Source organism: Kitasatospora azatica KCTC 9699 (assembly GCF_000744785.1).
Lineage (GTDB): Bacteria > Actinomycetota > Actinomycetes > Streptomycetales > Streptomycetaceae > Kitasatospora > Kitasatospora azatica.
This window is the reverse complement of record NZ_JQMO01000002.1, coordinates 2,088,179-2,102,094: the sequence shown is the minus strand read 5'-3', so window position 1 is coordinate 2,102,094 and position 13,916 is coordinate 2,088,179. Positions and strand designations below refer to the sequence as shown.

Sequence of the window (13,916 nt, the reverse complement as noted above, 5' to 3'; positions counted from 1 at the left end):
ACGGCCCCGACGCGCTCTGCGCGTCGGGGCCGTCGGCGTTTCGCCGTCCGGTGGCCTGTCAGCGCTTGCGGGCGGCGTCCTCGCGGCCGCAAGCCCCGATCGCCGCCGAGGCCTCGCGGGAGGCGGCGGCGCTGTCCCGGTCGTGGATGGCGACCAGGATCCGGTCGTGCCCCACGTACCGCTCCGGCGAGAGCACCGGGCCGATGTCCTGGCGCAGGTGGGCCCGGAGCACCTCGCCCAGGTCCGCGTAGAGCGCCGCCAGCACGTCGTTGTGCGCGGCCGCCACCACCGCCTGGTGGAAGGCCGCGTCGGCCTGCACGAACACCTCGGTGTCGCCGCCGAACCAGGCCTCCTCGCGGCGGGCCAGCGCGGTCTCCAGCAGCACCAGGTCCCGCTCGGTGCGCCGCTCGGCGGCCAGCGCGGCGGCCGAGGCCTCCAGCAGCGAGCGCAGCTCGGCGACCTGGCTCTGCTCGGCGTCGGAGAACCGGCGGTGCATCACCCCGGCCAGTTCACTGGTGGCCAGCACATAGGTGCCCGAGCCCTGGCGGATGTCCAGCAGCCCGTTGTGCGCCAGCGCGCGGACGGCCTCGCGGACGGTGTTGCGGGCCACGCCCAGCTGCTCGACCAGCGCGGCCTCGGTGGGGATCCGGGAGCCGACCGGCCACTCGCCCGAGGTGATCTGGGCCCGCAACTGGGCGATCACCTGGTCGGCCAGCGGGGTGCGCCGGGGCGTGGACAGCGTCATGGGGCTCCTTGGTCGACTCTGGGTGAGGGGTACATCTTCCACCTGAAATGGACTGTCTCAATTCATCCCATCATTCTATGATGGCGCCTGTGCCGATCACAGAGACCACCGTAGAGACCCCCGCAGACACCACCAGCCGGCAGACCGCGACCGAGACCCCCAGGGCCCGCCCCAGTACCCGGGTGCTGGGCTGGCTGCTGGCCGCCGCCGTGGCCCTGGCCGCGCTCAACCTGCGCCCGGTGGTCGCCAGCCTCGGCCCGCTGCTCGGCCGGGTCCGCACCGACCTGCACATGAGCGCCACGGTGGCCGGTCTGCTCGCCGCCGTACCGTCCGTCTGCTTCGCGGTCTTCGGCTTCGCCGCGCCCGCCCTGGCCCGCCGGTTCGGGCCCACCGTGGTGGTCACCGCCGGCATGGGGGCCGTCGCGGCGGGCGTGGCGGCCCGCTCCTTCGCCGGCGGCACCGCCGTCTTCCTGCTGCTCACCGCGCTGGCGCTGGCCGGGGTGGCGGTCTCCAACGTGCTCATCCCGGTGGTGATCAAGCGGTACTTCCCGGACCGGGTCGGTCCGATGATCGGCCTGTACTCGATGGCGCTGTCGGCCGGCACCGCGCTGGCCGCCGCCACCACCGTGCCGCTGACCAGTGCACTCGGCGGCGATTGGCGGGTGGGCCTGGGGGTCTGGGCGGCGCTCGCGCTGCTTGCGCTGCTGGTCTGGCTGGTCACCCTGGCGCTGCGCCGGGACGGCCGGTCCGCCGGCGCCGGCACGGTCGCCGAGCCCGCCCGCAAGCTGCCGATCACCCGCAGCCGCACCGCCTGGGCACTGGCGCTGTTCTTCGGCTGCCAGGCCACCGGCGCCTACTCCACCATGGGCTGGATCTCGCAGATCTACCAGGACGCCGGGGTGAGCGCGAGCATCTCCGGCGTGCTGCTGGCCGTGATCATGGCGATCAGCGTGCCGATCTCCTTCGTGCTGCCCAACCTGGCCGCCCGCCGCGGCGACCAGCGGATCTTCGTGGTCGTCCTGGCGAGCTGCGGGATCGCCGGCTACCTGGGCCTGATGCTGGCCCCGGCCGGCGGGGCCTGGCTCTGGGCGGCGCTGGTGGGCCTGTCCAACTGCGCCTTCCCGCTGGTGCTGACCATGATCGGGCTGCGGGCCCGGACCAGCGGCGGGGTGGCTCAGCTGTCCGCCTTCGTGCAGGGCGTCGGCTACCTGCTCTCCATCCCCGGCCCGATCCTGGTCGGCACCCTCTACCAGAGCACCGGCGGCTGGTACCTGCCGCTGGGCTTCATGGCGCTGCTGCTGGTGCCGCAGGTGCTGATCGGGCTGCGGGCCGCCAGGCAGCGCTTCGTGGAGGACGAGGTGGGCATCGAGGACGAGGCGACCCCCGGCCACGGCTGATTCCGGACGAGTGCGACACTTCTGTCCATGCCCGTTCTCGATCCAAATCCGCCGGACAGCCGCAAGAAGCTGCTGCAGCTCATGGGCCTGATCCTCGGCGTCGTCGTACTGGTCTCGATCGTCGCCACCATCGCCCAGTCGATGGGCTAAGAGCCCCCGACCAGCGGGGTTTTCTGCCAAGCTGAGCCAATGAGCGTCAACACGTCCCGCAGGATCATTGTGCTCCGTCACGCCAAGGCCGACTGGCCGCAGGTGGACGATCACGAGAGGCCGCTCGCCGAGCGCGGCCGCCACGACGCGCCGATCGCCGGGCAGTGGCTCGCCGACTCGGGGATCGACCCCGACTACGTGCTCTGCTCCACCTCGGTGCGCACCCGGGAGACCTGGAAGCTGGCCTCGCACGAGCTGCCCAAGCGGACTCGCCGGACGAACTTCGAGAAGCGGATCTACGACGCCAGCGCGGGCGAGATCATCGAGGTCCTCAAGGAGACGCCCCAGGAGGTCGCCGACCTGATCCTGGTCGGCCACAACCCCGGGGTGCAGAACCTGGTCGAGGTGCTGGCCGGCGACGAGAGCCTCGGCGACGAACTCGCCCAGCTCCGCCAGCAGGGCTTCCCCACCGCCGGTATCGCCGTGCTGACCTTCGACGGCTCCTGGCAGGCGGTCGAGCCGGGCGTGGGCAGGCTGGTCTCGTACTGGGCGCCGCCCCGGGACTGAGGCGGCACCCAGGACCTCGCCTACTCCTCGGCGGTGCCGTGCAGTTCGTCGGCGGCCTCGACCTCGTCACGGGTGATGCCGAGCAGGTAGAGCACGGTGTCGAGGAAGGGCACGTTGACGGCGGTGTCGGCGGCCTCGCGGACGACCGGCTTGGCGTTGAAGGCGACGCCGAGGCCGGCGGCGTTGAGCATGTCGAGGTCGTTGGCGCCGTCACCGATGGCGACGGTCTGCTCCAGCGGGACCTTGGCCTGCTCGGCGAAGCGGGTGAGCCAGCGGGCCTTGCCGGCGCGGTCGACGATCTCGCCGGTGACGCGGCCGGTGAAGCGACCGTTCTCCACCTCGAGGGTGTTGGCGGCGGCGAAGTCCAGACCGAGCAGCTCGACCAGGTAGTCGGTGACCTGGGTGAAACCGCCGGAGACGATGCCCACCTGGTAGCCGAGACGCTGGAGCGTGCGGATCAGGGTGCGCGCCCCCGGCGTGAGTCGCACCTCCGTGCGGACCTTCTCCACCACCCCCGCGTCCAGCCCGGCGAGCAGCTTCACCCGGGCCCGCAGGGACTCGGCGAAGTCCAGCTCGCCGCGCATCGCGGCCGCCGTCACCTCGGCCACCTCGGCCTCGCAGCCGGCGTGCGCGGCGAAGAGCTCGATCACCTCGTCCTGGATCAGGGTGGAGTCCACGTCCATCACCACCAGGCGCTTGGCCCGCCGTTCCAGGCCGGCCGAGACCACCGCGACGTCCATCCGCTGGGCCGCCGCCTCCACCGCGAGAGCGGCGCGCAGCTTCTCGGTGGCCACCCCGGAGACGGCCAGCTCGACCGCCGTCACCGGGTACTTGGCCAGCCGGAACACCCGGTCGATGTTGCCGCCGGACTCGGTGACCCGGGCGGTCAGCGCCGAGACGGCGGAGGCGGTGAGCGGGTGGCCGAGCACCGTGACGTGCGAACGACCCTCGGCGCGCGGGCGGTTGTCACCGGTGCCGGAGATGATCTCGGCCTGGAGCTTGAGCCCCTCGGCCCACCGGTGCACGGTGGCGCGCAGCGCGCCCTCCGCGCCGGGGGCGCCGCCGGCCGGCGGGGTGACCAGGGCGCAGAGCGTTATCCGGCCACGGGTGACGACCTGTTCGATGTCGATCACGTCCACGTCGAAGCCGGCGAGCGTGGCGAACAGGCCGGTGGTGATGCCCGGGCGGTCCTTGCCGAACACCTTGACCAGCAGGGTGCGCTCGTCGTCGGCGGTCCGGGGCTGCGGGGGAGTGGTGTTCATGGTGTGCCCAACGCTACCTGGCGCGACGCGCCAGCTCAGCGTGCGTCCGGCTCGTGGACGCCGGCCGACGGTGACAGTGTTGCCGCCTGGTCACAGTCCGCGGGCCCGACTTTCCGGCGCGACGGCCGAGCTGGAATGATTACCCCCCGTCAGACGCGATATTCCTCACCCTCCCCGCTCACGGGGATGCCATCGGGGGACCGAGAGAGCGGGGCAGGCGGACAGTGCCGCAACTCGTACTTGAGATCAACGGGCAGCACCGGACACTGGAGCCGGGACAGTCCTACACCATCGGGCGGGATCCGCAAGCGGATTTCCCGTTCGACGACGCCAGGGTCTCCTGGCGGCACGCGACCATCTCGTTCAACGGCGCCGCCTGGCAGCTGGAGGACCACGGCAGCACCAACGGCACCTGGGCGGGCGGTGCCCGTACGCTGCACGCGCAGTTGCTGCCGGGCACCGTGCTGCTCCTGGGGAACGCGGAGAACGGGCCGCGGCTGAGCTTCTCGGCCCCGGCCGTCGCCCCGGTGTCGTCCGGGCCGGTCGCCGGCGGCGGCTGGCACGAGGCGGAGACCAGCAAGCACGGTGCCTCCGGCGCCCCGGCCTGGCAGCAGCCGCAGCAGTCCTACCCGCCGCAGCAGGCCCAGCCGATGCAGCACGCCCAGCAGGCCCAGCCGATGCAGGGCTACCAGCAGCCGCCCGCCTTCCCGCAGCAGCAGGGCTACGCCTACCAGCAGCCGCCGGCCGCCCAGCAGGTCGGCCCGCAGGCCGTGCCGCAGCAGCAGAGCTTCCCCGCCGACCCGCAGGGCTTCGCGGGCGAGCGCAATCCGACGATGATCCGCAACCTGACCGCGGGCATGCGGATCATCCGGATCGGTCGCGCCCTCGACAACGACATCGTCGTCTCCGACCTGCAGGTCTCCCGCCACCACGCCGAGCTGCGCCAGCTGCCCGACGGCCGGTACGAGATCGTCGACCTGGGTTCGCACAACGGGATCTTCGTCAACGGCCAGCCGGTGCAGCGTCAGCTGCTCGGCCCGCAGGACCGCCTGACGGTCGGCCACTCCTCCTTCCAGCTGGTCGGCGACCAGCTGCAGGAGTTCATCGACAACGGCCCGGTCTCCTTCTCCGCGCACCACCTGACCGTCGAGGTGGAGCACAAGGGCGCCAAGAAGATCCTGCTCAACGACGTCAGCTTCGGGGTTCCGGAGAAGTCGCTGATCGCGGTGATCGGCCCGTCCGGTTCCGGCAAGTCGACCCTGCTGCGCGCGCTCACCGGCTACCGGCCGGCCGACCGCGGCGAGGTGCTCTACGACGGCCGCAACCTCTACAAGCAGTTCGCCGAGCTGCGCCAGCGGATCGGCCTGGTGCCGCAGTCGGAGATCCTGCACAAGGAGCTGACGGTCCGCACCGGTCTGAAGTACGCGGCCCGGCTGCGCTTCCCCGGCGACACTGAGGCCGCCGAGCGCGACCGCCGGATCGACGAGGTGCTGTACGAACTGCGCCTGGACAAGCGCGCCGACAACCGGATCACCGCGCTCTCCGGTGGCCAGCAGAAGCGCGTCTCGGTGGCCCTCGAGCTGCTCACCAAGCCCTCGCTGATCTTCCTGGACGAGCCCACCTCGGGCCTGGACCCGGGTATGGACCGCGAGGTCATGCAGATGCTGCGGGGTCTGGCCGACGACGGCCGGACGATCCTGGTGGTCACCCACTCGGTGGCCGAACTCGCGCTCTGCGACCGCCTGTTGGTGATGGCGCCGGGCGGTTCGGTGGCCTACTTCGGCCCGCCGGACGAGGCGCTGCACTTCTTCGGCTACGAGACCTGGGCGGACGTCTTCCAGGCCTTCGAGAACTACCCGGACCACGACTGGGCCGGCCGCTACCGCAGTTCGGTGCACTACCAGCAGTACTCGGCGGACGTGGCCGCGGTCTCGGTGCAGCAGGCGCCGGTCAACCACCAGCCGGTCATCCCGCCCAAGCCGCAGAGCTGGGGTTCGCAGCTGTGGACGCTGATCCGCCGCTACCTGTCGGTGATCGCCTCCGACCGCGGCTTCCTGGCGCTGTCGGTGCTGCTGCCCGCGGTGCTGGGTGTGGTCTCCACGGTGGTCCCGGCCACCCACGGTCTGCGGCCCAACCCGCAGGGCGGCTCCAACAACGCGGCCGGCACCATCATGCTGGTGCTCGCGATCGGCGCCTGCTTCTCCGGGGCGGCCAACTCGGTCCGTGAGTTGATCAAGGAACGGGCGATCTACGAACGAGAACGAGCCACCGGCCTGTCCCGCAGCGCCTACCTGATGTCGAAGATCATCGTGCTCGGCATCTTCAGCGTGCTGCAGGGCGCGATCATCGCCGCGGTCGGGTTCTCCACCCGCAAGCTGCCCACCGAGGGTCTGATCTTCTCGGGTGCGCCCGCCATCGAGATGGCGATCGGCATCATCCTGCTGAGCTTCGCCTCGATGATGTTCGGCCTGGTGATCTCGGCCCTGGTGAAGACCGCCGAGAAGACCATGCCGCTGCTGGTGATGTTCGCGATCATCCAGGTGGTCTTCACCGGCTGCCTCTTCCAGCTCTTCGACAAGGCCGGGCTCGCGCAGTTCGCCTGGCTGATGCCGGCCCGCTGGGGCGTCGGGGTGGTCGGCACCACGCTGGACCTCGGGCACATGATGGTGCTCGACCCGGCGCACATGAACAAGCATGACGGGCTGTGGACGCACAGCGTGGCCCAGTGGTCGATCGACGCCGGGATGCTGGTGGTCATCTCCACCGCGCTGGCCTTCCTGGTGCTGCGCCTGCTGCGCCGGCACGAGCCCGAGGTCATGCAGAAGGGCTGACGGTCCTTTGCTGATGGTCCTTTAGGGGACTCTGGTGGGCGGTTCACCCGAATGGGGGAGCCGCCCACAGTCGTATCTCATGGATGAGATATCGTCTCGCCCATGGCAGATGACTACCTCTCGCGCATCGGCAAGCTCATCCGCGACGCCCGCAAGCACCGCGGCTGGACGCAGGCAGAGCTGGGGACGGCACTGGGCACCAGCCAGAGCGCCGTCAACCGGATCGAGAACGGCGGCCAGAACATCAGCCTTGAGATGATCGCCCGGATCGGCGAGGCACTGGACAGCGAGATCGTCTCGCTCGGCTACGCCGGCCCGATGCACCTGCGGGTGGTCGGCGGCCGTCGCCTCTCCGGCAGCATCGACGTCAAGACCAGCAAGAACGCCTGCGTCGCCCTGCTCTGCGCCTCGCTGCTCACCACCGGCCGCACCACACTGCGCCGGGTGGCCCGGATCGAGGAGGTCTACCGCCTGCTGGAGGTGCTGAACAGCATCGGCGTGAAGACCCGCTGGATCAACGAGGGCGCCGACCTGGAGATCACCCCGCCGGCCGTGCTCGACCTGGACGCGATAGACCAGGACGCGGCCCGCCGCACCCGGTCCGTGCTGATGTTCCTCGGCCCGCTGATGCACCGGGTGGACCGCTTCAAGCTCCCCTACGCCGGCGGCTGCGACCTCGGCACCCGCACCGTCGAGCCGCACCTGGTCGCGCTGCGCCGGTTCGGCCTGGAGGTCACCGCCACCACCGGCGTCTACCACGCCGAGGTGGACCGCACGGTCGGCCCCGAGCGCCCGATCGTGCTCACCGAGCGCGGCGACACCGTGACCGAGAACGCGCTGCTGGCCGCCGCCCGGCACGACGGCGTCACGGTGATCCGCAACGCCAGCCCCAACTACATGGTCCAGGACCTCTGCTTCTTCCTGGAGCTGCTGGGCGTCAAGGTCGAGGGCATCGGCACCACCACGCTGACCGTGCACGGACTGGCCGAGATCAGCTGCGACGTGGACTACGCGCCCAGCGAGGACCCGGTGGAGGCGATGAGCCTGCTGGCCGCCGCCGTGGTCACCGAGTCGGAGCTGACGGTCCGTCGGGCGCCGGTGGAGTTCCTGGAGATCGAGCTCGCGGTGCTGGAGGAGATGGGCCTGGACTACGACCGGGGCCCGGAGTACTTCGCCGACAACGGCCGCACCCGACTGGTCGACCTGACGGTCCGTCCGTCCAAGCTGCGCTCGCCGATAGACAAGATCCACCCGATGCCGTTCCCCGGCATCAACATCGACAACGTGCCGTTCTTCGCGGCCATCGCGGCCACCGCGCAGGGCTCCACGCTGATCCACGACTGGGTCTACGACAACCGCGCCATCTACCTGACCGAGCTGACCCGGCTCGGCGCCCACGTGCAGCTGATGGACCCGCACCGGGTGCTGGTGGAGGGGCCGACCCGCTGGCGGGCCGCCGAGATGATGTGCCCGCCCGCGCTGCGGCCCGCCGTCGTGGTGCTGTTGGCGATGCTGGCCACCGAGGGGACCTCGGTGCTGCGCAACGTCTATGTGATCAACCGCGGCTACGAGGACCTGGCTGACCGGCTCAACTCGATCGGCGCGCAGATCGAGACCTTCCGCGACATCTAGCCCTGCTGGTCCTGGCGGTCGGGGCGGTCGGGGCGGTCGGGGCGGTCCGGGCGGTCGGGGCGGTCCGGGCGGTCCTGCTAGTCCTGCCGGTCCGGGAGCTGGGCGATGGCGGCCTCGATGCCGGCCATCGCCAGCTCCAGCCCGGCGTCGAACTGGCGGTTGCGGCCGATCTCGACGGTTTCGTGCGAGGTGAACTCCAGCACCTCGTCGACCTCGGCGTGGCGGGGGTCGGCGGCGACCATCGCCCCGTAGATCCGGTGGAAGAGCTCGGTCTCGTCGGTCCCGGCCAGCCGCACCCGCTGGTTCCACTGGGCCTCGGCGCGGGCGAAGCCGTAGGCGTACTGGAAGAGCAGCGCCAGCGCGCCGCTCAACTGGTCGCCCCGCAGCCCGGTGCCGGACAGGGCGCTGACCGCGCTGGTGGACATCAGCATCGCGTTCGGGCCGATCGCCAGGTAGCGGCCCGCCAACTCGGCCGCCCAGGGGTGGCGCAGGTAGCAGGTGCGGTACTCGTGGACCATCACGTAGATGTGCCGGCGCCAGTCCCCGTGGTCCTCCAGCGGTGGCACCCGCATCTCCCCGAAGGCCGCGTCCAGGGCGAGTTCGAGCAGCTCGTCCTTGTTGTCGACATACCAGTAGACCGACATCGGGGTGACCTCGAGCTCGGCCGCCAGCTTGCGCATCGAGAAGGCCTGCACCCCCTCGGCGTCCAGCAGCGCCACGGCCGTGGCGATGATCCGGTCCCGGCTCAGCCCGGTCGGTGCGCTGCCCCGCTTCCTGGGCCGGGGCGAGGAGAGCCAGATGCTCACGGTCGGGTCGTGGGGCTTCTCGGCCATGGCTGCCTCTGCTTCTACGGGATCGACGATCGCTACCGGGGTCCGGCAGCGATCGTAGATCCTCTCGTGCGGTCAGCCGGCCTGGGCGGCTTCCTGCTCGCTCGGGCCCGAGGTCGGGGCCGGGGCTGCGGGCTGGGCGGCGCCGGCCCGGCTCAACAGCCAGGCGGCGAGCAGGCCGCCGGCCAGCACCGCGACCGCGCCGATCAGCTGGCTGTCGGTCAGGTTGTCCGCGAAGGCCGAGCGCACCTGGTGCGCGGCGGCCGGACCGGCTGCCGCCAGCGCGTCCGGCAGTGAGCGGCCGGCCGAACTCGGCAGTCCCGCCGGCAGCGCGTTCGCGAACCCGGCGGCGAGCACCGCACCGAGGACGGCCACGCCGAGCGAGTTGCCCAGTTCGCTGAGCGTGCCCATCAGGCCCGAGCCGATGCCCGCCTTCTCCGGCGGGATGGAGCTCATGATCGAACCCGCCATGGCCGGCTGCGCGCAGGCCGCGCCGGCGCCGATCAGCACCAGGCCGAGCAGGATGCCCGGGTAGGAGCCGCCGTGCCCGAACTCGGCGATCGCCGCCAGCCCGGCGGCCAGCAGGGTCAGCCCGAGGGCGATCGCGAACGGCGGCTTGAGCTTCATGGTGAGCCGCATGCCGACGCCGGTGAGGTTGAGTGCGACCACCGTCAGCGCCATCGGTGCGGTGCGCAGGCCGGCGGCCAGCGGGTCGTAGCCGAGGACGAACTGCAGGTGCTGGGTGAGCAGGAAGAGCGAGCCGCCCATCCCGAAGCTGACCAGCACACCGCCCGAGATGGCGCCCCGGAACCGGGCGTTGCGGAAGAAGCCGAGGTCGAGCAGCGGGTGCTCGATCCGCCGCTCCCAGAACAGGAAGGCGAGCAGGAGGAGCAGGCCGAGCCCGCCGGCGGTGAGGGTGCGCGGCGCGGTCCAACCGGCGCCCGGGCCCTGGATGATCGCGTAGACCAGGCCGACCATGCCGGCGGTGGAGAGCACCGCGCCGAGCAGGTCGGGCCGCTCGCCGCGCGGGTCCTTGGACTCGGGGACCAGCCGGGCGACCGCGATCAGGCCGAGCACCGCGACCGGCAGGTTGACCAGGAAGACCGAGCCCCACCAGAAGTGGGCCAGCAGCACCCCGCCGATCACCGGGCCGAGCGCGACGCCGAGCGAGGCGATGGCCGTCCAGACGCCGATGGCCTTGGGCTGCTCGTCCTGGTCGAAGGTGCGCACCACGATCGCCAGGCTGGTGGCCAGCAGCAGGCTGCCGCCGACCCCCATGCCCGCGCGGGCCGCGATCAGCTGCCCAGGGTCGCCGGCCAGCGCCGCCCCGAACGAGCCGATCCCGAACAGCGCCAGCCCGATCAGCTGGACCTTCTTGCGCCCGTACCGGTCGGCCAGCCCGCCGGCCGCGATCAGCAGCCCCGCCTGCGCGAGCGAGTACGCCCCGACCGCCCACTGGGTCTGCGCGGTGGTGGCGCCCAGTTCCCTGGTGAGGGAGGGGAGGGCGACGTTGAGGATGGTGTTGTCGAGGATCACTACGAGCTGGGCCAGGCAGATCACGGCCAGCACCAGCCAGCGGTCAGGGCGGCGGGTTGGTGCTGCGGTTGTTTCGGACATGGGTCCCCCGGGTCCTGTGTCTTCTACGGTGTAGAAGTGTTGTACACCGTAGAAGTGGAGGTGGGCAAGGCCATTCCCATTAGCAGGTCGAGCCGCCAGTCGTTGCTGCGCATGAACCGGCCGGTGCCGGGCGGGTACTCGAAGTCGCACTCGCCGAGCAGGGTGAAGCCGGCGCGCCGGCAGACGGCGTTGGAGGCCGGGTTGTCGGTGGCCGGGAAGGCGTGCAGGTGGCGGTGCTTGTGCGCGGCGGCCGCGTGCTCGGCGCCGGCCCGGGCCGCCAGGGCGGCGATGCCCCGGCCCTGGAACGGCGGCAGGACGTTCCAGCCCATCTCGTAGACGGTCTCGCCGCGCCAGACGCGCTCCGCGTACCCGACGCTGCCGACCGACTCGCCCGTCCCGGTGCTGACGATCCGGAACATCTGGCCGGCGCCGAGGCCGGGGAAGGCGAGGTAGCGGCGGTGGCGGACCAGCACGGCCTCCGGGCTCTCCGCGCCGCCGACGTGCTTGCGCATGGTCGGAGTGTTGATCGCCTGCAGCAGGGCGAGGTCGTCCTCGGCCCAGGGTTCGATGTGGATCAAGGAGCTCATGCGGCGGAGGTTAGCCGGTGGGGGTCGGGATTCCGAGGGGATTTGTCAGCCGGTACCGCTCCGGGTTCGCGACCGGGCGGCGGTCGGCGACCGGGACGGCGTCGCGGCGGGCCAGCCAGGCGAGCAGGCGGTCGGGGGTCGGGGGAGTGGGGCGGTTCTGGTGCTCGTGGAGCAGGACGCGGGCGGGGGTGGCGGAGTTGGCAGTGGTGCTGGTGCTGGTGCTGGTGCTGGTGCTGGCGGTGCCGGCGCTGCTGGCGGCGTGGCTCGGGAAGTCGGCGGGTTCGACTTTCAGGACGGTGAAGCGGGTGTTCGGGGGGAACACGACGGCGGGTTCGTCGGTGGGATCGCCGAAGACGGTGGTCCGACGGGCGCTGGTGGACCAGATGGCGAACTCCAGCCTGGGCTCGGGATCCTCGGGATCGAGGAGCACGTCCGGGGAGGTGAGGCCGCTGATGGGGGCGGGCTCGGTGAGGACGGCGCCGGGGGCGTAGCGGGCCAGGTCGATGGGCCCGGCCGGGGCGGCGAGCAGCACCGCGCCGTGGTGGCTGGGCAGTCGGCGAAGGCCGGCGGCGAGGCAGTTGAGGTACGGGCGGAGCGGGTGGTCGGGGCCGGCGGAGCGAGCCGCCTCGGCGAGTTCGGCGCGGGTCGCGGGGGTGGGGGAGTCGAGGTGGTGGAGCAGGACCGCGACGAGATCGGGGAGCAGGTCCTCGGTACCGGGGTGCGAGCGCAGCGAGGGCAGGCGGGTGGCGAGCTGCTCGGCGCGGCTGGCCCAGCGGTGGTAGTGCGGGGCGAGGAGGGCCTGGAGCGCCTGGCGGTCGGTGCTGGGGGGCGTCTCGGTGGCGGGCGCCTCGGTGGGGGTGGGGACGGGTTCCGGTGGTGCGGGGGTGAGGAGCAGGGTGGGGGGATCGGCGGGAACCGGCGCGGGTTCGGCGGTGGGCCGAGGTGGCGTCAGGTCCGGGGCGACCCAGCGGAGCTTGTACATCCGCGCGCTGAACCGGGCCACGGCCTCGGACTCGGCGTCCATCGCCCCGGTGACCAGCAGCGCGGGGAGCGGCAGCCCGAGCAGCGGCAGCTCGGCGAGCAGCTCGCCCAGGTGGTCCCAGACCTCCTGCGGCACGGGCGCGTTCGGCGAACCGACGATCAGCATCGGCTGTCCCGGGTCCGGGCGGCGCAACCGGATGGCGCGGTCGCCGACGGCAGCCGCCGGGCGGAGCCAGAGGCCGGCCGGGACGGCCTCCAGGAGCCAGCCGGGGAACGCGTCGAAGAGCGCCGGTCCGACGGTGCGCCAGGAACCGGGGCGGGCCCGCCAGGCCCTGGGGCTGACGGTTCGTGAGCCGGGCGAGGCGGTGAGCTCGGTGAGGCAGGGCTCCCAGCCGGGCATGGACCGCTGGTCGAGGAGTACGGCGGAGTCGCCGCCGGAGGAGCGGACGGGCAGACCGATGGCCGTGTGCACCTCGCGGTCGAGCGAGGCGGCGAGTAGGGCGGCCAGCTCGACCAGCGGGGCGGGGGCGGCCCAGGGCGCGCTCAGCAGGAGGCGACCGGGGCTGGTCGGGAGCAGGGTCGCCGCGACGGTGGCGAGCTGGTGGGGGCTGGGGAGGGCGGGGTGCTCGGGCTGGCCGAGGACGAGGAGCAGCGTGTCGGGGGTCGGGGCGGCGGAGTGCAGTACTGGCGGGGTGTGGGTGGGCGGGGTGCTGGTGAGCCAGTAGCCGGCGGGGAGGCGGGTGACGGTGGGGTCGGTCGCGGGCTGCTCAGGTGCGGGTGTGGGTGTGGGCGCCGCAGGTAGCGGGGTCACTGCTGCTTCCGGCCAGCGCTCGCCCAGCCGCTCCCCCCGTCGCGCCGGTGGGCAGCGCCACCAGGATCCGCTGGTGCGCAGCGACCCGTCCGGCTCGATCGAGACCGGTCCGTCCGGCCCGACCACCGTCAGCCCGGCCAGGTCGGCCAGTTGCTCGGCGGGCCGACGGCCCCGAGGCCCGGGCGCGGCCAGTCCGGAGGCGGCGACCAGCAGCGTGTCCGCGCCCCGTGCGGCGGCGATCAGCGCCAGCTCCGGGAGCTGCTCGCGCAGCACCGGCGCCGCGTCGGCGGCAGCGGCCAGCACCACCAGCGTCCCGGGCACCGGACGCAGCGGTGCGAGGGCGGCGGCCAGTCCTTCCTCCTCCGCGCCGGGTGGCGCGATGACGAAGTGCGGGCCCACCTCCCGCAGGGTCGAGCGGGTGGCGGTCAGGAGTCGTACCGAGGCCATTGCCCGGCCCTCCGTTCTGCTGCGGGACGGCATTGCGGAGTCCGGACCTGGTCAGGCGC

General features: G+C 72.3%; 11 protein-coding genes. 5 read left to right on the top strand and 6 right to left on the bottom strand.

Annotation, left to right across the window (positions count from 1 at the left end):
* Positions 1–58 precede the first annotated feature (58 nt).
* Entirely contained in the window at positions 59–745 is a 687-nt protein-coding gene (locus tag BR98_RS09630) for a FadR/GntR family transcriptional regulator (RefSeq protein ID WP_035841716.1), read from the bottom strand.
* A gap of 80 nt (positions 746–825) precedes the next feature.
* Between BR98_RS09630 and BR98_RS09625 the strand changes: the two genes are divergently transcribed.
* From BR98_RS09625 to BR98_RS09620, 3 genes are read left to right on the top strand one after another with little or no spacing between them, the layout of a single operon-like run.
* Complete coding sequence (locus BR98_RS09625) at positions 826–2,142, top strand: MFS transporter (protein ID WP_407639443.1); 1,317 nt, start codon at positions 826–828, stop codon at positions 2,140–2,142.
* 27 nt (positions 2,143–2,169) lie between these two features.
* On the top strand, positions 2,170–2,292 hold the full coding sequence (locus BR98_RS41960; protein ID WP_267886044.1) for an SGM_5486 family transporter-associated protein: 123 nt from the start codon (positions 2,170–2,172) through the stop codon (positions 2,290–2,292).
* A gap of 39 nt (positions 2,293–2,331) precedes the next feature.
* Entirely contained in the window at positions 2,332–2,859 is a 528-nt protein-coding gene (locus BR98_RS09620; protein WP_035841715.1) for a SixA phosphatase family protein, read from the top strand.
* 20 nt (positions 2,860–2,879) lie between these two features.
* Here BR98_RS09620 and serB read toward each other — a convergent pair whose 3' ends face one another.
* Entirely contained in the window at positions 2,880–4,121 is a 1,242-nt protein-coding gene (serB, locus tag BR98_RS09615; protein WP_035841714.1) for a phosphoserine phosphatase SerB, read from the bottom strand.
* Positions 4,122–4,345: 224 nt separating this feature from the next.
* Here serB and BR98_RS09610 point away from each other — a divergent pair, with 224 nt between their 5' ends.
* On the top strand, positions 4,346–6,952 hold the full coding sequence (locus BR98_RS09610; RefSeq protein WP_035841712.1) for an FHA domain-containing protein: 2,607 nt from the start codon (positions 4,346–4,348) through the stop codon (positions 6,950–6,952).
* 102 nt (positions 6,953–7,054) lie between these two features.
* Positions 7,055–8,584, top strand: coding sequence for a helix-turn-helix domain-containing protein (locus tag BR98_RS09605; protein WP_035841711.1), 1,530 nt, complete (start codon positions 7,055–7,057; stop codon positions 8,582–8,584).
* A gap of 77 nt (positions 8,585–8,661) precedes the next feature.
* Here BR98_RS09605 and BR98_RS09600 read toward each other — a convergent pair whose 3' ends face one another.
* From BR98_RS09600 to BR98_RS40200, 4 genes are all read right to left on the bottom strand, one after another.
* Positions 8,662–9,417, bottom strand: coding sequence for a TetR/AcrR family transcriptional regulator (locus BR98_RS09600; RefSeq protein WP_035841710.1), 756 nt, complete (start codon positions 9,415–9,417; stop codon positions 8,662–8,664).
* 72 nt (positions 9,418–9,489) lie between these two features.
* Positions 9,490–11,031 (bottom strand): MFS transporter, encoded by a 1,542-nt coding sequence (locus BR98_RS09595; protein WP_035841707.1) that lies wholly within the window; start codon positions 11,029–11,031, stop codon positions 9,490–9,492.
* 23 nt (positions 11,032–11,054) lie between these two features.
* On the bottom strand, positions 11,055–11,618 hold the full coding sequence (locus BR98_RS09590; RefSeq protein WP_051969510.1) for a GNAT family N-acetyltransferase: 564 nt from the start codon (positions 11,616–11,618) through the stop codon (positions 11,055–11,057).
* Positions 11,619–11,628: 10 nt separating this feature from the next.
* Positions 11,629–13,857 carry a hypothetical protein gene (locus BR98_RS40200; RefSeq protein ID WP_035841703.1) on the bottom strand — a complete coding sequence of 743 codons (2,229 nt, stop codon included), beginning with the start codon at positions 13,855–13,857 and terminating at the stop codon, positions 11,629–11,631.
* Positions 13,858–13,916 lie beyond the last annotated feature (59 nt).